The sequence below is a fragment of the Variovorax sp. YR216 genome, assembly GCF_900107745.1.
In the GTDB taxonomy this organism is placed as follows: Bacteria; Pseudomonadota; Gammaproteobacteria; order Burkholderiales; family Burkholderiaceae_C; genus Variovorax.
Genome location: NZ_FNRO01000004.1, coordinates 158,196 through 176,690 on the forward strand (window position 1 = coordinate 158,196; position 18,495 = coordinate 176,690).

18 protein-coding genes are annotated in these 18,495 nt (G+C 68.1%); 7 read left to right on the plus strand and 11 right to left on the minus strand.

From position 1 onward, the window contains the following. The first annotated feature begins 15 nt into the window (after positions 1-15). Genes BLW05_RS14035 through BLW05_RS14050 form a run of 4 tightly spaced genes read left to right on the plus strand, consistent with a single transcriptional unit; the run spans position 16 to position 4,396 of the window. Positions 16-1,155, plus strand: coding sequence for an FAD-dependent monooxygenase (locus tag BLW05_RS14035; RefSeq protein WP_093163417.1), 1,140 nt, complete (start codon positions 16-18; stop codon positions 1,153-1,155). A gap of 15 nt (positions 1,156-1,170) precedes the next feature. After that, a complete protein-coding gene (locus BLW05_RS14040; protein WP_093163418.1) occupies positions 1,171-2,811 on the plus strand; it encodes a (2,3-dihydroxybenzoyl)adenylate synthase in 1,641 nt (546 codons plus the stop codon). Beyond that, positions 2,808-3,506 carry a glutathione S-transferase family protein gene (locus BLW05_RS14045; RefSeq protein WP_093163420.1) on the plus strand — a complete coding sequence of 233 codons (699 nt, stop codon included), beginning with the start codon at positions 2,808-2,810 and terminating at the stop codon, positions 3,504-3,506. Before BLW05_RS14040 ends, BLW05_RS14045 begins: the two co-directional genes overlap by 4 nt. After that, on the plus strand, positions 3,503-4,396 hold the full coding sequence (locus tag BLW05_RS14050) for a RibD family protein (protein ID WP_093163422.1): 894 nt from the start codon (positions 3,503-3,505) through the stop codon (positions 4,394-4,396). The genes BLW05_RS14045 and BLW05_RS14050 overlap by 4 nt, the downstream gene beginning before the upstream one ends. A 9-nt stretch (positions 4,397-4,405) precedes the next feature. Here the strand turns inward: BLW05_RS14050 and BLW05_RS14055 are convergent, their stop codons facing one another. From BLW05_RS14055 to BLW05_RS14070, 4 genes are read right to left on the minus strand one after another with little or no spacing between them, the layout of a single operon-like run. After that, on the minus strand, positions 4,406-5,290 hold the full coding sequence (locus tag BLW05_RS14055) for a class I SAM-dependent methyltransferase (RefSeq protein ID WP_093163423.1): 885 nt from the start codon (positions 5,288-5,290) through the stop codon (positions 4,406-4,408). After that, complete coding sequence (locus BLW05_RS14060) at positions 5,287-6,327, minus strand: glycosyltransferase family 4 protein (RefSeq protein WP_218135167.1); 1,041 nt, start codon at positions 6,325-6,327, stop codon at positions 5,287-5,289. Before BLW05_RS14060 ends, BLW05_RS14055 begins: the two co-directional genes overlap by 4 nt. Before the next feature lie 20 nt (positions 6,328-6,347). Next, positions 6,348-6,761, minus strand: a complete 414-nt coding sequence (locus BLW05_RS14065; RefSeq protein ID WP_093163426.1) for a 6-pyruvoyl trahydropterin synthase family protein — start codon at positions 6,759-6,761, stop codon at positions 6,348-6,350. 27 nt (positions 6,762-6,788) lie between these two features. After that, positions 6,789-7,787, minus strand: coding sequence for a zinc-dependent alcohol dehydrogenase (locus BLW05_RS14070; protein WP_256330294.1), 999 nt, complete (start codon positions 7,785-7,787; stop codon positions 6,789-6,791). Positions 7,788-7,969: 182 nt separating this feature from the next. On the opposite strand from BLW05_RS14070, the gene BLW05_RS14075 reads away from it, so the two are divergent. Continuing rightward, on the plus strand, positions 7,970-8,194 hold the full coding sequence (locus BLW05_RS14075; RefSeq protein WP_093163428.1) for a hypothetical protein: 225 nt from the start codon (positions 7,970-7,972) through the stop codon (positions 8,192-8,194). A 6-nt stretch (positions 8,195-8,200) separates the two neighbouring features. Here the strand turns inward: BLW05_RS14075 and BLW05_RS14080 are convergent, their stop codons facing one another. From BLW05_RS14080 to BLW05_RS14110, 7 genes are all read right to left on the minus strand, one after another. Next, on the minus strand, positions 8,201-9,208 hold the full coding sequence (locus BLW05_RS14080) for an XdhC family protein (RefSeq protein ID WP_093163429.1): 1,008 nt from the start codon (positions 9,206-9,208) through the stop codon (positions 8,201-8,203). Positions 9,209-9,252: 44 nt separating this feature from the next. After that, the gene (locus BLW05_RS14085; protein ID WP_093163431.1) at positions 9,253-9,855 is read right to left on the minus strand and encodes an SRPBCC family protein; all 603 of its coding nucleotides are present in this window, start codon (positions 9,853-9,855) and stop codon (positions 9,253-9,255) included. Between the two features lie 36 nt (positions 9,856-9,891). Beyond that, the gene (locus BLW05_RS14090; RefSeq protein WP_093164048.1) at positions 9,892-11,040 is read right to left on the minus strand and encodes a vWA domain-containing protein; all 1,149 of its coding nucleotides are present in this window, start codon (positions 11,038-11,040) and stop codon (positions 9,892-9,894) included. 53 nt (positions 11,041-11,093) lie between these two features. Next, positions 11,094-12,026: an AAA family ATPase gene (locus tag BLW05_RS14095; RefSeq protein WP_093163433.1), complete on the minus strand. Its 933-nt coding sequence runs from the start codon at positions 12,024-12,026 to the stop codon at positions 11,094-11,096. A 97-nt stretch (positions 12,027-12,123) separates the two neighbouring features. Next, positions 12,124-12,915 carry an FAD binding domain-containing protein gene (locus tag BLW05_RS14100; protein WP_093163434.1) on the minus strand — a complete coding sequence of 264 codons (792 nt, stop codon included), beginning with the start codon at positions 12,913-12,915 and terminating at the stop codon, positions 12,124-12,126. 21 nt (positions 12,916-12,936) lie between these two features. Beyond that, entirely contained in the window at positions 12,937-15,315 is a 2,379-nt protein-coding gene (locus BLW05_RS14105; protein WP_093163437.1) for a xanthine dehydrogenase family protein molybdopterin-binding subunit, read from the minus strand. A gap of 11 nt (positions 15,316-15,326) precedes the next feature. Next, the gene (locus BLW05_RS14110; RefSeq protein WP_093163438.1) at positions 15,327-15,818 is read right to left on the minus strand and encodes a (2Fe-2S)-binding protein; all 492 of its coding nucleotides are present in this window, start codon (positions 15,816-15,818) and stop codon (positions 15,327-15,329) included. 193 nt (positions 15,819-16,011) lie between these two features. On the opposite strand from BLW05_RS14110, the gene BLW05_RS14115 reads away from it, so the two are divergent. After that, complete coding sequence (locus BLW05_RS14115) at positions 16,012-17,133, plus strand: helix-turn-helix domain-containing protein (RefSeq protein ID WP_093163440.1); 1,122 nt, start codon at positions 16,012-16,014, stop codon at positions 17,131-17,133. Positions 17,134-17,283: 150 nt separating this feature from the next. Continuing rightward, positions 17,284-18,444, plus strand: a complete 1,161-nt coding sequence (locus BLW05_RS14120; protein WP_093163441.1) for an ABC transporter substrate-binding protein — start codon at positions 17,284-17,286, stop codon at positions 18,442-18,444. The last annotated feature ends 51 nt before the right edge of the window (positions 18,445-18,495 follow it).

Sequence of the window (18,495 nt, forward strand, 5' to 3'; positions counted from 1 at the left end):
CACAGAGACAGCGAGATGAAGATACGCATCATCGGCGGCGGCCCCGCGGGCCTGTTCTACGCCTACCTGATGAAGCGCGACGATCCGTCGCACGACATCCGCGTCTACGAGCGCGACCCTGAAAGCGCCACCTACGGTTGGGGCGTCGTGTTCTCCGATGTCGCGCTCGCCTTCGTGCGCGACATCGCCCCCGAGCTCTACGACGCGATGACGCGCAACCAGGAGGTGTTCGACGAGATGGCGGTGGTGCACCAGGGCGTGCATGTCACGCTCGCGCACAACACCTTCCACCGCATGGCGCGCATCGACCTGCTGAAGGCGCTGCACACCCATTGCCGCAAGGCCGGTGTCGCCATCGAGTTCGAGCGTCGCGTGGACGACGTCGGTGCCTTCGCCGATGCGGACCTGATCGTCGCCGCGGACGGCGCCAACAGCGCGATCCGCACGCGCTTCAAGGAGCACTTCCAGCCCACGCTCGACGAGCGTCCGAACCTGCTCGCGTGGTATGGCACCACGCAGCTCTTCAATCCGCTGTCGCTCATCTTCCGCCAGAACCCCGACGGCCTCGCGATCGCGCACACCTACCGCTACAGCCGCACGCACAGCACCTTCCTCGTCGAAGCGGACCCGGCCACTTTCGAGAAGGCCGGACTCGGCCGCATGAGCGAGGCCCAAAGCCTCGCGTGGTGCGAGAAGGTCTTCGCCGATGACCTCCAGGGCCACCCGCTGCTGTCGAACAAGTCGAACTGGTTCCGCTACACCATCGTGAAGAACCGCCAATGGCACTGGCGCAACATCGTCCTGATCGGCGATGCGCTGCGGACGGGCCACCCATCCGTGGGGTCCGGCACGCGGCTCGCCATGCAGGATTCGATCGCGCTCTTCGATGCCTGCAAGACCTGTGGCAACGACATTCCGAAGATGCTCGAGGAATTCGTCCGCATCCGGCAGCCCGGCTCCGACTCGCTTCAGAAGGCCGCGATCAAGAGCACCGAGTGGTACGAGAACCTGGGGCCCAAGCTGCCGCTCGATCCGATCTCCTTCGCCTACGACTACGTCACGCGCAGCGGCCGCGTGGACCATGACGACGTTCGCAAGCGTGACCCGGAACTCGCGGCCGCCTACGAAAAGCTGCACCCCGAACTCAGCTTCTGACCGGAGGGAACCACCATGCTCGAAGGCTGCGTGCCCTGGCCCGCGGAGGCCGCCGACAAGTTCCGCAAGCTTGGCCTGTGGGAAGACATCACCGTCGCCGAGATGGTGGACCGCACCATGCGCACCATGCCGGACAAGACCGCGGTGGTCTTCGACGACCAGCGCATCAGCTATGCGGACCTGGTGCGATCGTCGCAGCGCTTTGCGCTGGCCCTGCTCGACCTCGGCCTGAAGCCGCGCGATCGCGTGGTGATGCAGTTGCCGAACGTGCCCGAGTTCGTCGTCACCTACCTTGCGCTCAACCGGATCGGCGCGATTCCGGTGATGGCGCTGCGCGCGCACCGGCACAACGAGGTGCGGCATTTCATTCGCGCCTCGGGTGCAACCGCGTACCTGGTGCCCGACGTGGTCGGCAACTTCGACTACCGGCCGATGGCCGCAGAGATGGCAGCGGAGTTTCCGCACCTGCGCCATGTGATCGTCGCGGGCGAGCCCGCGCCGGGGCAGCGCGCGCTCGCGCCGCTCATCGACGCTAGCGGGATCGACGCCCACACGCTCGGCCAGCGCCTCGATGCGGTGCGCCCTTCGCCGGACGATGTCTCGACCATGCTGCTCTCCGGCGGCACCACCTCGGTCTCGAAGCTGATCCCGCGCACGCACAACGACTATGTGCTCAACGCGCGCCTGTGCGCACACACGGCGGGCTTCGACCGCGAAACGGTGTTCATGGCGATCCTGCCGCTCGGGCACAACTACAACCTCGCCTCGCCCGGCATGCTCGGCACCTTCCATGCGGGCGGCACCGTGGTCATCGCCGCGAGCACCGACATCGAGGCCACCTTTGCCACGGTCGAACGAGAGCGCGTCTCGGTCATCGCGAGCGTGGTGCCGCTGATCTCGAACTGGATCAACAGCGACGTGCCGGCGCGCTTCGACCGCTCGACGATCAAGGTGATCCAGAACGGCGGCGCGCGGCTCGCGCCAGAGCTCCGCGCGCGCCTGCGAGAGCAGTTCCACTGCACGCCGCAGGAGATCTATGGCACCGCAGAAGGGCTCATCAACATGACGCGGCTCGACGACCCGGACGACCTGCTGCTCGAAAGCTCCGGTGCACCGGTCAGCGAATACGACGAGATCAAGGTGCTCGACGACAACGACCGCGAGGTACCCGACGGAGAGCCCGGCGAGCTGGTCACGCGCGGTCCCTACACGATCCGCGGCTACTACAACGCGCCCGAGAAGAACGCCGAGGCCTTCACGCCCGACGGGTTCTACCGGATGGGCGACATCGTGCGAAAGCGCGGGCGCCACGTCTTCACCGAAGGCCGGCGCAAGGACCTCATCAACCGCGGCGGCGAGAAGATCAGCTGTGACGAGATCGAGAACCTGATCTTCGGCATGCCGCAGGTCAGGGTGGTCGCGCTGGTGGGCCTGCCCGATCCGGTCTTCGGCGAAAAGGCCTGCGCCTGCGTGATCCTGCAGCCCGGCGCGACGCTCGGCTTCGACGAGCTCATCGCCCACCTGAAGCAACAGAAGATCGCCTCCTTCAAGCTGCCTGAGCGGCTGGAGATCATGCAGGAGTTCCCGGTGAGCCCCGTGGGCAAGATCCTCAAGCGCGAACTGCGCGAGCGGCTCGTGGGGCAGGCGAGCGCATGATCGTCCTCTACCACTGCGTGAGCGCGCGTTCGTTCCGGCCGCTCTGGGTGCTCGAGGAGCTCGGCGCCGACTACGAACTGCGCATGCTGCCCTTTCCGCCGCGCGTGCTGCAACGCAGCTATCTCGAGATCAATCCGCTGGGCACCATCCCGTATCTGATCGACGGGGAAACGCGCATGACCGAATCGGCCGCGATGTGCCAGTACCTCGCGCAGCGCTGCGACCCGGACAATGCGCACGGACTGGCCTTGCGCCCGCATGAACCCGGCTTCGGCGGTTGGCTCAACTGGCTTCATCACGGCGAGGCCACGCTGACCTTTCCGCAGACCATCGTGCTGCGCTACCGCTATTTCGAGCCCGACGAACGCAAGCTCCCGCAGGCGGCCGAGGACTACGCCAAGTGGTTCCTCGCACGACTGCGCGGCATCGACGCGGTGCTTCAACAGCATGACTACCTCTGCGCCGACCGCTTCACCGCCGCCGATGTCTCGGTGGGCTATGCCCTGATGCTGGCCTGCGAAGTCCGCCTGTCCGAGCACTTCCCTCCGGCGGTGGCGGCCTACTGGGAGCGCCTCCAGCAGCGCGAAGGCTATCGACGCGCGCTCGCCGCGCAACATGACGCGGCGGTGGCGCAGGGCGTTCCGTCAGCACCCTCTCCCACCGGGGTCCAACACGGGAGAATCGGCCCACCATGATGCCCACCCCCACCGCCACGCCCGGCGTCGATGCGCTCTGGCCCCTGTGCCTGGACATCGCCCTGCATCGCCGCGGCGGGCTGGCGCGCCTCCCCTGGAAGCCCGATGCACCGCTGGCCGGCGACGCCGCGCACGGTTTCTCACTGCGCGGGGTGTGGGACGACGCGGCGGTCGAGCTGTTCGAACTCATCAAGCCGCTGCTCGACCGGCCCCGCGAAGGCACGCCGTGGGTCATCGGCCAACTGGGCCAAAGCCTCGACGGCTACGTTGCCACGCACAGCGGCGACTCGCACTACGTCAACGGCCGCGAGGTACTGGTGCATCTCCACCGCCTGCGTGCGCTCTGCGATGCAGTCATCGTCGGTGCGAACACGGCGGCCCTCGACGATCCGCAACTCACCACGCGGCATGTCGAGGGGCGACATCCGGTGCGCGTGCTGATCGATCCGGCGTTGCGGTTGACGCCCACGCTGCGCGCCCTGTCGGACCGGCTCGCGCCGACCCTCCTCGCCTGCGACGCCCGTCGCGCCGCGGAAGCGGCCCGGCGCTTCGGCGCCGATCAGGTGCTCGGCGTGCCCGCGCTGGTGGACGGCGAAGGCCGCCTGAACCTGCGCGCACTGGTGACCGAACTCGCGTCGCGCGATCTGCGGGTTCTCTTTGTCGAGGGCGGCGGTGTCACGGTCTCGCGCTTCATCGCGCAAGGCTGTCTCGACCGGCTGCATCTCAGCATCGCACCGGTCGTCATCGGCTCCGGGCGGCCCGGACTGCAGATTCCGCGCAGCGCTGCGATGCGCGACTGCCTGCGGCCGTCGGCGCGTGTGTTCCGCATGGGCGAGGATGTGCTGTGGGATCTGGACCTGCGCGAGACGCGGTCCGACTCCAAAGGCTGAACGCGAGCCTCAAGGCAAGGTCGCCAGCAGGTCGCGATGACCGACACGCAGGGTCGTTGACTCGATCCGTTCGAGCCGCCGCGCCACCCAGCCTTCGATCGATGTGAACGCCGGGTCCTGCTTCTGCACCGCGGCCGCTGTGCCTTCGATCATGGCGCGCAGCATGACGATCGAATGCGCGCCATCCCGGCCGTCGATGTGCCAGTCGCTCGCGGCGTGCGCAACGTCGTAGCCCAGCGAGGCAAGCCTCGCGGCAGCGACCTGCACCGCGTCGCCCGCGAGTGCCGGGCCGAAGCCCTTGTCGCGGCGCTGGTGTGCGGCGAACAGGCGATGAACATCTTCATCGCCTGAAAGCGCGGGCCGCCATTCGACGCTGCCGTCGACGCTCAACGCGAACAGCACCGCTGCTTCGGCGTCCCGCGCGCACCGGGTCAGTCGGTCGACCCACTGCGCCGACACGAGATCGAGCAGCGCCGAGGCGGTGATCAGGCGATGACACCCGAACAACGCGGCATCGAACGGTTGCGCGAGATCGCAGGACAGCATCTCGACCTCGACCTTCAGCCCGGCCCCTTCGAAGCTGAGACCGCCTTCGCCCGTGACCACCGACAAACCGTGTGTCCGACACCATGGCGCCATCGCGCCGGGCAATGCGGCCAGCAATCGCGGATCGTGATCGGCCAGCGTCCAGCGCTGCACGCCACCGAGGCGAGGCGCGAGCACACGCAGGTTCGCGCCGGTACCGCAGCCCAGATCGAGCACCGTCAACGCCGGGTCCCCGCCGCGCAGTCGTGCCGCGAGGCCTGCGAGATCGAACGACCCGGAAGCGGCGCCGCGCGCTTCGCGATCGAACGGTTCGCGCAGTGCCAGCCAGTCGGTGCTGAAGGCGTTCATTCGTCGTCGGCAGTCTGGAGCGCTTCGAGCGCCATGGCAAAGCGCGCCGCGCTGTCCGCCCAGGTTGGCAGCCGATCGCGTGCCGCCCGCGCGCCTTCCGCGAGCTGTTCGCGCCAGGCGGCATCGTCCATCAACCGCTGCAAGGCCGCGCGAAGGGCCGACTCGTCGCCGGGCGGCACGAGCACGCCCGCATCGGCCGGCACGGTGTCCGGAATCGCGCCGGCCGTGGTGCTGATCACCGGAAGGCCATGCGCCAGCGCCTCGGCAAGCGCCATGCCGTAGCCCTCGTGGAATGACGGCAGCACGAAGACATCCGCGCGCGCGTAGAACGCATGCAGCGCCGCCTCGTCCTGTTCGCCGTGCAGCGTCACGCGATCACGCAGGCCGTGGCGATCGATCGCCTCGACGAGCGCCGCAGTGCACGCGGCATCCATCGTGAGGCTGCCGACGCAGTCCAGCACCCAGCGCCGGTCGCGCAGGCCGGCGAGCGCGTCGACCAGCAGGGCGTGGCCCTTGCGTGGGCTCACGTTCGCCACGCTCAGCAAGTGCAGTCCGCCGGCGCCGGATCCGGCAGCGAGCGGTGCAGGCGCCGTGCCGGGCTCGACCACGGTGATGCGCGCGGCCGGCACTTCGTACGCAGCCAGTGCGCGCGCGGTCGAAGGACTGGTGACGATCACCGCGCGCACGGCCGCAAGCGCCCTTCGTTCGCTGTCGAACAACACCGCTTGCATCCCGGCATCGAGCCCGGTCTCCAGCGCGAGCGGATGGTGCACCAGCGCCACCCACTGCAGCCGCTTCGCATGGGCCTGCGCCAGGTCGGGCATCGCGCCGAAAGCCAACCCATCCACGACGACCAGCGAGTCGTCGGGCAATGCTTCCACGACCAGGCGGGCTACCTCCATGGCCGCATCGCCAGGCACCGGCCAGCCATCGCCGAGCGAGCGCACATCGACATGCCAGCCCAGCGTCCGCAGGCCATCGACGATATGCCGGTCGTAGGTGGAGCCGCCGGTGCGTGCGCCGAGCTCGCCTGGCACGAGAAAGCTGCAGCGCCGGTTCACGACGCCCGCGCAGGCAATGCGCCCTCGTAGGCCGCCCACGCGACGTGCGATTCGTTCAGGCGCACCCGCAGGCTCGACAGGCCGCCCGCGTGCGCGCCGAGTTCACCGGCGGCGATGCACGCGGCCACGCGGTCGAAGATCACGCGCGCCATGAATTCGGTCGTCGTGTTCCTGCCCTTGAAGGCCGGATCGTCGTCGAGGTTGCGCAGGTTGAGTTCGCCAAGCACGCGGCGCAGCACCTCGGTCGCGAGCGCGATGTCGACCACCACCCCATCGGGATCGAGTTCGGCGCGGCGCATTTCCAGATCGACCACGTAGGTCGCGCCATGCAGGCGCTGCGCCGGCCCGAACACCTCGCCGCTGAAGCTGTGGGCAATCATGAAATGGTCGCGGACGTTGATGCTGTACATGCGGGCCTTTCGGATTCGAGGAGAGGTTCAGGGATAGTCGATGCGCTGGCAGAGCGTGTCGGGCGAGCCGCCGGACAGCCGTTCGAGCACCGCGGGCAATTCATCGAAAGGCGCGCAGTCGGTGATCAGCGCATCGAACAGCGGATCGCGCAGCAGCGACAGCGCCAGCGCCATCCGCCGCCCGCGATCCCATCGCGCACGCTGGGCCGTCGCCACATGGCCGACCTGCGAACTCCTGAGCGTGAGCCGGCGCGAATGGAAGGCCTCGCCCAGCGGCAGCGACACTTCGCGTGCGCCATACCAGCTCATCTCGATGACCGTCGCCTCGAAGGCTGCGAGTTCCAGCGCAGTGACAAGGCCTTGTGGGTTCCCGCTCGCGTGGACCACCAGGTCGGCATCGGGTGTGGCGTCCTGCGGCAGCGTGAAGCCGACGCCCAGCGCCTCGGCCAATGCGCGACGCGACGCACGCACATCGACGAGTTCCACCTTGCAGCCCGGCACGCGCCCCGCGAGCCAGGCCACCATCAACCCGACCACCCCGCCGCCCACCACTGCCACGCGGTCACCCACGCGCGGCGCGGCATCCCACATGGCGTTGACGGCGGTCTCCATGTTCGCGGCGAGCACCGCCCGCGCGGGCGGAAGGCCCTCGGGCAACACATGCACCGCTTCCGCCGGAACGACATAGCGCGTCTGGTGCGGATGCAGGCAAAAGACGTGGCGGCCCTTCAGTGCTTCGGGGCCTTGCTCGACGATACCGACGCTGGCGTACCCATACTTCACCGGCGCGGGGAAATCCCCCTCCTGGAAGGGCGCGCGCATGCGCTGGAACTCGGCCGTCGGCACTTCGCCGCGAAACACTAGCACCTCCGTGCCCCGGCTGACTGCGGAGTGAAGGGCCCGGATGACCACCTGACCCGCCGCCAGCGAAGGCGTCGTCGCGGCTCGGATCGCGGCCCGGCCGGGCGCCTCGATCCAGCAAGCCCTGGCGTCACCCGGAATGTCGTGGGACGGATATGCAGGCATCGTTCGCAACGCCCGCTGCCGCGAGCGACCCTCAAATCAACCGACGGACGCCGATCTTAAGACGATGACTTCGCGGTCCTCCGATCTCCGGCATGCGGCGCGCGCGTACAAGAAAGTCCTCAGTGTTTTTACGCAGCGTCCGGGGCCGTTCGCGCCACTGTTCTCTGATAGCCTGTGAGGCCATGCGCGCCATCGTCCTTCTTGCCAATTTCGGTCTTCTCGCACTCGCCTTTTACTTCGGCTCGCTGGCTGGCCTGCTCATCGCGGCGGCGCTGTGCATCGCGATCGTCGCCGCCTTCTTCCTGTTCTCGATGTCCCGCAGCGAATCGCTCGAATCGAAGGACATGCGCCGTGCGATGGGCCGCAGCACCACCTTTCTCGGCGGGCTGACGGACACCCGCCGCTGAGCCGGTTCAGACGGCCGCCGCGGCCTTCGCCACCGCGACTGCCGCTTCACGCGGCAACTGGACCGCGTTCTTCACAGCGAGGATCTCCGCCATCACGCTCACCGCGATCTCCGGCGGCGTCTTGCTGCCGATGTAGATGCCGATCGGCCCGCGCAGGCGAGCCAGAGAAGCCTCGGTCTGGTCGAAGTGCTCGATCATGCGTTCGCGCCGCGCCTCGGCATTGCGGCGCGAGCCGATCGCGCCGACATAGAACGCCTCGGTCTGCAGCGCCTCCAGCAAGGCGAGATCGTCGAGCTTCGGATCGTGCGTGAGCGCGACCACGCAGCTGCGGCGATCGGGCTTGAAGGCGGTCACCGCGTCGTCGGGCATCTCGGTGGTGGTCGTCACGCCCGGCACGTTCCAGGAGGTCTGGTACTCGGTGCGCGGGTCGCACAGCGTGACCGCGAAGCCGCTGAACTGCGCCATGGTCGCAAGGTACTCGGCCAGTTGCCCGGCGCCGATCAGCAGCATGCGGTACTCGGGGCCGAAGGTGTTGACCAGCTCCGCGTCATTGACCGTCAACTCCGCAGGCGACGAAGCCTCGGCCAGCTTCACCGATCCATCCACGAGCGCCACCGTGCGCTGCATCAGCCGCCCGCGTTCGAGCGCCGCCACGAGCGTCTGCAGCGACGCCGGATCGGGGTCGTATTCGAGCAGCAGTTCGAGCGTGCCGCCGCACGGCAGCCCGAAGCGGTGCGCTTCATCGGCGGTGATGCCGTACTTGACGAAGGCCGGCGCGCCCGTGGGCATCACGCCGTCACCGTGCGCGCGGGTGTAGCGTGCGATCAGGTCGTCTTCGACGCAGCCGCCCGACACCGAGCCGACGACCGCGCCATCTTCCGCCATCGCCATGATCGATCCGATCGGGCGCGGCGACGAGCCCCAGGTGCGCACTACCGTTGCCAGCAGGCCGCGGCGGCCGGCCTGTCGCCAGTCGCGCAGCGCACGAAGCACCATTACATCGAGGTTTTCCATAGCTCTGTCTCTCTATCTCTCTGACGTCTTCCGTCTCTTGCCCTTCAGTCGGCCGGCTTCTCGGCTGCTGCGTCGCCGTCCTCGTCCTTGTCCTTCTTGCCGAAGCCGATCTTCCGCATGAAGCCCGCCATCGCGCCCTCCTTCTCGGCAGGCGCCGCCTCTCCTTCAGCCGGCGCTTCCGCAGGCGGCGGACCGTAGCGGCTCTGCATTTCGGCTTCGAAGCGCTTGAAGAAATCGTCGGCGGTGGACTTGGCCGCGCCGTCGATCAGCCGCTGCCCGAGTTGCGCGATCTTGCCGCCGACCTGCGCCTGCACGGTGTAGTCGAGTTCGCAGCCCTCGGCCCCATCGGCCGCGGGCTTGAGCGACACGCCCGACGCGCCCTTGGCAAAGCCGGCCACGCCGCCCTGCCCTTCGAACGTGAGCTTGTAGCTTTCGGGCGCCTGGATGTCCGACAGCGTGACCTTGCCGCTGAACTTGGCCGAGACCGGACCAATCTTGACCGCCAGTCCGACGCTGTACTCGTTGTCGCCGGTCAACTCGAACTTGTCGCAGCCGGGAATGCACTTCTTCAGCGTCTCCGGGTCGTTCAACGCGTCCCAAGCCTGTTGCTGCGTGATCCCGAGCTTGCGGTTGCCGAGCATTTCCATGATGAATCTTCCTTGTGGGTGTCATGTCGCGACGGGCTAGCGGCCCGACCGCATTAGGGCGGCGAGGCTTGCCGCCAGTTGTTCCAGAGCGCTGAGATTGTGGACCGCCAGCATCGCGTCTGCATGGCGGTGCAACATGGCCGCACCGCGCGCAAGGGGTGCATAGCCTTCGTAGCGCAGCAGCGGGTTCAGCCACAGCACGCGCCGCGAATGGCGCTTGAGCCATTGCAGTTCATTGTCGAGGACGTCGGGCTCGCCGGTGTCGAGCCCGTCGCTGATCACCAGCACCAGCGTGCGGCGGCCGGTCAGCCGACGCGCGTGCCGACGGCGCAGTTCCACCAGCGATTCGCCGAGCCGCGTGCCGCCCGCGAAGTCGTCGATCGCCTCGCTCGCGGCGGCCAGCATCGAATCGGTGTCGGCGATGCGAAAGGCGGGCGTCAGGTCGGTCAGGTGGGTGCCGAAGGCGAAGACGTCGCGCCGGCCGGAGTGCCGCGTCGAGGCGTGCAGGAACGCGAGCAGCAGCCGCGCGTAGCGTTCCATCGAGCCCGACACGTCGACCAGCACCAGCAGGGGCAGCGGTTGCTTGCGCCGCGCCCATCGCGGCAGGCGCAGGATCTCGCCACCGGTGCGCGCGGCCTCATGCAGCACGCCGGGCCAATGCATGCGCGAATGCGCGCCCGCGTCACCGGTGGCACGCAGCCGCCGCGCGGGCAGTGTCGGGATCGGCAACGAGATATCGCGCGCGAGGCGTTCGACGAGCCGGTACTCGGCCGCGCCAAGCGCGTTGAAATCGGCATGGTGGATGCGTGCGCGGTCACTCGCGGTCATCGCGGCGTCGAAGTCGACTTCGCGTTCGTTCTGCGCCACGCGCGCCCCTTCGCGCGGCGGTGCCAGCGCTTCGCGCACGCGCGGGCGCCGCTTGGAGGGTTCGGCCTTGCCTTCGGCGCTCGGCAGCATCTGCGCGAGCAGCTTGTTGGCCAGCTCGGGGTCGCGAAACCAGGCATCGAAGAGTTCGCGGAACACCAGCCGGTCTTCCTCGCGGCTGATCATCACGGCTTCCATCGCCGCCGCGAGATCGAGCCGGTTCTCGACACCCACCAGCGTCGCGGCCTCGGCGGCAAGCGCGATGCGCATCGAATCGGTCCGCACGCCCGCGCGGCGCAATGCGCGGCCGAAGCCCAGCATGTTGCCCGCCAGCTTGCCGCGGCGTGCGTCGCCAAGCTGGTGGACGGCATCGTTCAAGGAGCAGCCTCTTCCGCGGGCTTGAGGAGATCCGTCGCCATCGCGTGCGTCAGCGCGGCCACGTCGTCGCGCTGCTTGAAGAGGATGCCGGCGGTGTCGACCACGATCTCGGGGTCGAGCTCGATAGTGTCGAGCGCGACCAGCGCCTTCGCCCATTCGACGCTTTCGGCGATACCGGGGCCGCGCTGGAACGCGCTGGCGAACGGCGTGCTGCGCAGCCGCCCGACGAAGTTCGCGATCTGCTCGGAGAGCGTGGCGCTCGCCTGCGGCACTTGTGCGCGCACGATCGCGAGTTCGCGCTCCCGCTCGGGATAGTCGAGCCAGTGATAGAGGCAGCGGCGCTTGACCGCATCGTTGAGTTCGCGCGTGCGATTGCTGGTGAGGATGGTGACCGGCGGCACCAGCGCGCGAATGGTGCCGAGCTCGGGAATGCTGACCTGGTATTCGCCGAGGTACTCCAGCAGGAAGGCCTCGAAGGGCTCGTCTGCGCGATCGACTTCGTCGATCAGCAGCACCGCGCCGGGCGCCGGCGCCTGCAGGGCCTGCAGCAGCGGGCGGCGGATGAGGTAGCGCGGCTGGTAGACCTCCGATTCGACATCGGTGGAAATGCCTTGCGCTTCGGCCGCGCGCATATGCAACAACTGCGCGGCGTAGTTCCATTCATAGAGCGCCTCGCGCTGTTCGAGGCCGTCGTAGCACTGGAGCCGCAGCAGCTCGCGGCTGAGCGCGGTCGACAGTGCCTTGGCCAGCTCGGTCTTGCCGACGCCGGGCTCGCCTTCGAGCAGCAGCGGCCGCTGGAGCTTGAGCGCAAGGAACACCGCCGTGGCGAGCCGCCGGTCCGCGTAGTAGCCGGCGCCTTGCAGCGCCTGCACGACGGCGTCGATGGAAGAGAACGGCGAAGCCGCCGGAAGCGTGTCTTGATCGGTCATCTGAGCAGCTTAAGGGCTCTTGGCATTGCGCGTCGGCGCGCGCGAGCGGGCTGCGGGGAGAAGGTCCCCCGCAGCCGCAAGGCGGCTACCGGAAGCCTTACCCCAACGCCTTGGCGACTGCTCGCTGCGTGAGCACACCGATCAGGTTTGCGCGGTACGCGGCCGATGCGTGCAGATCGCTGTTCAGATCGCTCGAATCGATCTTCACCGACGCCGCCGATTCCGGCGTGAAGGCCTTGCTGAGCGCCTGCTCGAGCCCCGCGTGCCGGAACACGCCGTTGCCCGCACCGGTCACCGCGACGCGCACACCGCTGTCGAACTGCGCGACGAAGACCCCTACGAGCGGGAAGTTCGACGCCTTCTGGCGCAGCTTCTCGTAGGCGGCGCGCTTCGGGATCGGGAAGCGGATTGCCTTGATCAGCTCGCCATCGGTCAGCGCGGTGGTGAAGAGGCCCTGGAAGAAATCGTCGGCCGCGATCTCGCGCTGGGTGGTGACCACCGTCGCGCCGGTCGCGAGGACCGCGCTCGGGTAGCAGGCCGCCGGATCGTTGTTGGCGACCGATCCGCCGATGGTGCCCATCGCGCGCACTTGGCGGTCGCCGATGTGATCGGCGAGCCACGCGAGCGCCGGGAAGGCGGCCTTGACGTCGGCATTGTTCGCGACATCGAGATGCCGCGTCATCGCGCCGATCACGAGCGCATCGCCCGACTTGCTGATGCCGGCGAGTTCCTTGACGCCGCTCAGGTCGGCCAGTTGCTCGGGGGCGGAAAGCCGCAGCTTCATCGAGGCCAGCAGCGTCTGGCCGCCGGCAAGCGGCTTGGCGCCGGCCGCGGCGAGCTTGACCGCATCGGCCAGGGTGGTGGGACGTTCGAGGGTGAAGGCGTACATGGTTTTCTGACCTTTCCGTGTTCAGGGTTGCTTCTGCATCGCTTCCCACACGCGGTAGGGCGATGCCGGCATGTCGAAGTCCTTGACGCCGAGCGGCGCGAGCGCATCGAGCACGGCGTTGATCACCGCCGGCGGCGAACCGATGGCGCCCGCCTCGCCGCAGCCCTTGGTGCCCAGCGGGTTGTGGGTGCAGGGCGTGCACACGGTATCGAGCTTGAACATCGGGAAGTCGTCGGCGCGCGGCATGGCGTAGTCCATGAAGCTGCCGGTGAGGAGCTGGCCGGTCTCCTTGTCGTAGACGCAGTTTTCCATCAGCGCTTGGCCGATGCCCTGCACGAGCCCGCCGAGCACCTGCCCTTCCACGATCATCGGATTGATGATGGTGCCGAAGTCGTCCACCGCGGTGAAGCGGTCGACCTTGACTTCGCCGGTCTGCTTGTCGACCTCGACCTCGCAGATGTAGGTGCCGCCCGGGAAGGTGAAGTTCGTCGGGTCGTAGAAGGCTGTTTCGTTCAGCCCCGGCTCCAGCTTGTCGAGCGGGTAGTTGTGCGGCACGTAGGCGGTGAGCGCGACCTGCCCGAAGGGGATCTTCTTGTCGGTGCCCTTGACGGTGAATTCGCCGTTGGCGAACTCGATGTCGGCGTCGCTCGCTTCCATCAGGTGCGCCGCGATCTTCTTGGCCTTTGTCTCGATCTTGTCGAGCGCCTTCATGATCGCCGCGCCGCCGACCGAGATCGAGCGCGAGCCGTAGGTGCCCATGCCGAAGGGCACGCGACCCGTGTCGCCGTGCACCACGTCCACGTTCTCGACGGGAATGCCCAGGCGCGCAGCCACCACCTGCGCGAAGGTGGTCTCGTGGCCCTGGCCGTGGCTGTGCGAGCCGGTGAACACCGTCACGCTGCCGGTCGGATGCACCCGGATCTCGCCGCATTCGAACAGGCCCGCGCGCGCGCCGAGCGCCCCCGCGATGTTCGACGGCGCAATGCCGCAGGCCTCGATGTAGCTCGAGTAGCCGATGCCGCGCAGCTTGCCCTTGGACTCGCTCGCGGACTTGCGCTGCGCGAAGCCGGCCACGTCGGCCAGCGTCCTGGCCTTGTCCATGCAGGCGTGGAAGTCACCCGTGTCGTACTGCAGCGCCACCGGCGTCTGGTACGGGAAGCTGGTGATGAAGTTCCGCTTGCGGATCTCGTCCTGGCCGAGGTTCATCTCCCACGCGCAGCGCGAGACGAGGCGCTCGAGCAGGTAGGTGGCCTCGGGCCGGCCCGCTCCGCGATACGCATCAACCGGCGCGGTGTTGGTGAACCACGCATCGACCTCGACGTAGATCTGCGGCGTGGCGTACTGGCCGGCGAGCAGCGTCGCGTAGAGGATGGTCGGTATCGCGGTCGAGAAGGTCGACAGGTAGCCGCCGAGGTTCGCATCGGTATGCACGCGCAGCGCAAGGAACTTGCCATTGGCATCCATCGCCATCTCGGCATGGCTCACATGGTCGCGGCCATGCGCGTCGGAGAGGAAGGACTCCGAGCGCTCCGCTGTCCACTTGATGTTGCGGTTGAGCTGCTTCGAGCCCCAGGTCAGGGCCACGTCTTCCGCATAGAGATAGATCTTCGAGCCAAAGCCGCCGCCCACGTCGGGGGCGATCACACGCACCTTGTGCTCCGGCAGGCCGAGCACGAAGGCGGTCATCAGCAGGCGTTCGACATGCGGGTTCTGGTTGGAGACGTAGAGCGTGTAATCGTCGTTCGCACGGTTGTAGCTGCCGATCGCGACGCGCGGCTCGATCGCATTGGGCACGAGCCGGTTGTTGACGAGATCGAGCTTGGTCACATGCGCCGCATTCGCGAATGCGGCGTCGACCGCGGCCTTGTCGCCGATCGCCCACTTGTAGCACTGGTTGTCCGGCGCCTGCTCATGGATGACGACCCCGCTTTGCTTCTTCGCGGCGTCGGCCACGCTGACCAGCGCGGGCAGCTCCTCGTAGTCGACCACGATCGCCTCGGCGGCGTTCTTCGCCTGTTCGACCGTCTCGGCCACGACCATGGCGACATGGTCGCCCACATAGCGGACCTTGCCGATCGCGAGGATCGGATGCGGCGGCTCCTTCATCGGCGTGCCGTCCGGGTTGTTGATGAGCCAGCCGCAGGGCAGGCCGCCCATCTTCCCGTCGATGTCCTTGCCGGTGAAGATGCCGACCACGCCGGGCATCTTGAGCGCGGCCGCGGTGTCGATGGACTTGATGTTCGCGTGCGCGTGCGGCGAACGCAGGAACACCGCATGCGCCTGGTTGGCGAGCGTCACGTCGTCGGTGTACTGGCCGGCGCCGGTGAGGAAGCGGTAGTCCTCCTTGCGGCGCAGCGCCTCGCCGATGTGCGGCAGGCTGGAGAAGTCGGATGCACCCATGACTTTTCTCCTCAGACGTTGGCCACGGCCTTGGCGGGCTCGGCCATCGCCTTGCCGCCCATCTGGACCGCCTTGACGATGTTCTGGTACCCGGTGCAGCGGCACAGGTTGCCGTCGAGCAGCTCGCGGATCTCGGTCTCGCTCGCGTTGGGGTGATAGGTGCACAGGTCGATGGCGCTCATCACCATGCCCGGGGTGCAGAAGCCGCATTGCAGGCCGTGGCACTCCTTGAAGGCCGCCTGCATCGGGTGCATGGTGCCGTCGGGTTGCGCGACGCCTTCGATGGTCGTGATCTTCGCGCCGGCGACTTGCCCGACCAGCACGTTGCAGGACTTCACCGCGCGCCCGTTGACATGGACGGTGCAGGCGCCGCATTGCGCGGTGTCGCAGCCCACGTGCGTGCCGGTGAGATGGAGGTGCTCTCGCAGCGCCTGGACCAGGAAGGTGTTGGGAGGCGCGTCGACCGTGACATCGCGGCCGTTGACCGTGAAAGAAACCTGCATGTGGCTGTCTCCGTTGTAAAAGTAAGAGATGGCTGTTTTCGGCCACTTGAATCTTGGACGCCGCACCTGACCGGAACCCTAGGCAAAACCCTAGCCGCTTGCGTGGGGCACTTGAAATTCTCAAAATGAAACAGCTTGCCGGTTGGCAAGGCAGCCGCCCCAACAGGTGCCATTCAGGCCCGGACCCCGCACGATGACCGCATCCCTCGCCTCGCCCTTGCCAGAGCGTTCCATCTCCATCGCCCAGGCACGGCGGGAATGGATCGACGGCGAGCCAGTCGCCGCCCCAGGCGCGCGGGTCGAGCCATGGCTGCTGCGCTCGTGGCAGCGCTGCCTCGCGGCCGGGCGGCAGCCCGGAGAACGCGTGAGCTTCGACCCGGTGTCGGCGCAGGCCGCGCTGCGGGTCGCGGAGCGCAACCGCGCGCTGGTCGCGGCGGCGCGGCCGGTGATCGAGCGGCTCTCGCGCGCGATTGCCGACACGCGCTACTTCGCGATCCTCACGGACGCGGACGGCATCGTGGTCGATGTCGGCGCGCTGCCCGGCGGCAGCGATCCGGCCGCGCGCCATGCGCGCGACATCGCGCGCATCGGCGTCGACCTGTCGGAACACGCGGTCGGCACCACCGCGATCGGCGCGGCGCTGGCCGAGCATGAATCGGTCTGGCTGCATCGCGGCGAGCATTTCTTCGACGACACCAGCGTCTACAGCTGCGCGGGTGCGCCCCTCTTCGGTCCGCTCGGGGAATGCATCGGCATGCTGGACCTGACCGGCGTGCAGGTGGTCGAGCGGCCCGAGTTGCGGCATCTGGCCGCCCTGTCGGCCCGCAGCATCGAGAACGCGCTGCTCCAGCGGCATCCCTGCGAGTTGCGCCTGCGCATCGGCTGGCCGGGTTGCGCGCCGGGCGCCGATGCCGAGGGCCTGCTGTGCATCGACGCGGACGGCTATGTGACCGGCGCCAACGCAGCGGCGCGGCACATGCTCCATCAACCGCTGGGCGCCGGGCTCGCGCTGAACTGCAACGATCTCTTCGCGCTGCCGCCGCAGATGCTCTTCGACGCGGCGCGGCGCGGCGATGCGGTGATCGAAGTGCCGCTGTGGTCCGGCCTGCGCGTGCACGTGCGCGCGCAACTCGCCACCCAGCCGGCACCACCTTCGCAAGGCGGCGGCCGGTCGCGCCTCAGGGACGTCGAAACCGCGCTGATCCGCAAGGCGGTCGACGAGGCGCGCGGCAACGTCGCCGAGGCCGCGCGTGCGCTCGGCATCAGCCGCGCGACCGTCTATCGCAAGCTTCCCCGCAGCCGCCGCGCCGGCTGAATTCGCCCGCCGCGTTCGTGCGGTTTGCCACGAAACGGCAGGCCGCTCCGGAACTCGCCCGGATGGACGTATTTACACTTTGTTGCTATTGTTAGAAGTTGTTAAAACTTCCGCATGCCTCTTTGCCGGCATGCCCTGGGGACGTCGACCATGAGTGATTCCAAGGCCCGCACCTTCGACCTGTCGCCGAAGCCGACGCGTCGCCAAGTCATCGGCCGGCTGGCGGGCGCCGCTGCCGTCGCCGGCCTCGGATTGCCGGTCTTCGCGCAAGCCAAGACCTTGCGGATCGGCGCCACCTTCGACAACAGCAGCGTCGAGAAGGCCAACGGAACCGGCCTGTTCCTCGGCTCGAGCGCCTATTTCAACGCCCTCAATCGCGCGGGCGGCATCAATGGCACGAAGGTCGAGCTGGTCATGGCCGACGACCAGTTCAAGCCCGACCTCGCCAAGGCCAACGCCCTCTCCTTCGCGGCGGACAGCGCGATGCTGGCCATCCTGCACCCGCTCGGCACGCGCCAGACGGCGGAGGTCAGCGATGCGGTTCCGGGCATGGCGGTGGTGGGGCCGAACACCGGCACCGTGTCGCTGCGCAAGAAGGCGAATCCGAACACCTTCTGGGTGCGTGCGAACTACGACCAGGAAATCGACAAGCTCATCGCCACCGCCGCGGTGCTCGGCCAGTCGCGCATCGGCATCGTGTATTCGAACGACCCGCTCGGCCAGTCGCTGCTCGCGGGCTACAAGGCGGCGCTGGCCAGGGCCAAGCTCGAACCGGCGGTGGTCGCGAGCACGCCGGGCACCACCAGCATGGAAGTCGAGCCGGCAGCGCGGCAGATCGCCGAAGCCAGCCCGCAGATCGTCATCATCGGCCTCGCCGGCACCGCGCCGGCCTTCGTCAAGGCGTTGCGCGCGGCGGGCGGCAAGAGCAGCTGCTACGGCCTCTCGATCACGGCCGGCTCGCTCAGCGCGATGGGCGACCTCGCGCACGGCCTCGGTTTCGCGATGGTCGTGCCCTCGCCGTATGCGACCAAGTTCGAGATCGTGCGGCGCTACCAGGCCGACATGATCGCCAACGGCACCAAGGAGTTTTCGCTGCCGAGCCTGGAAGGCTACATGGACGCCGCCGTGCTGGCCGAAGGCCTGCGTCGCGCCGGCCCGGCGCCGACGCGCGCCTCGGTGCTCGCCGGCCTGGAGCGCATCGAGGCCTACGACCTCGGCGGCGTGAAGATCAACTTCGGCAAGACCAACCGGGAAGGCAACCAGTTCGTCGACGTCGCGGTGATCAGCACCAACGGCAGGCTGGTCAGCTGACTCCCACGCGGCGGGCCGCCGGCGTCGGACGAGCGCGTTTCGAGGCGCTCA